The 360-nt window shown below is 49.2% G+C and carries 1 protein-coding gene; it reads right to left on the bottom strand.

Features of this window, described 5'->3' with window-relative positions; all coding sequences use genetic code 11:
• The coding region (locus LKX83_RS32095) for a carboxyl transferase domain-containing protein (RefSeq protein ID WP_304518363.1) at positions 1 to 360 on the bottom strand (360 nt) is incomplete at both ends.

Here is a 360-nt window from a genome sequence, read left to right as displayed (position 1 = left end):
AACAGAAATGTAGAGCCCGCCTGCTGTATTCAGCTTAGCAAGCGCTGCGCTTGTTTTCGCCATCTGCATCAGACTAAGAACTCCTTCCTGCATGCGTGCTCCACCGGAAGCGGAGAAAAGCAGAAACGGATAGTTTTTCTCAATCGCCTGCTCGATCGCTCGGGTAATTTTCTCTCCTACGACAGAGCCCATGCTTCCCATACGAAAGCGGGAATCCATAACAGCGATGACGACCGGATAGCCTTTTATTGTACCTTCGCCTGTAACGATCGCCTCCGACAGCCCTGATTTCTCTTTGTCTTTTTCTAGCTTAGGCATATAATCCGGAAAATTCAGCGGATCAGCCGATAGCAACTCATT

This window comes from Cohnella baijiui, from assembly GCF_020731285.1.
Lineage (GTDB): Bacteria > Bacillota > Bacilli > Paenibacillales > Paenibacillaceae > Cohnella.
Note: the sequence above shows the minus strand (reverse complement) of the source record. Positions and strands in the feature narration are given on the sequence as shown.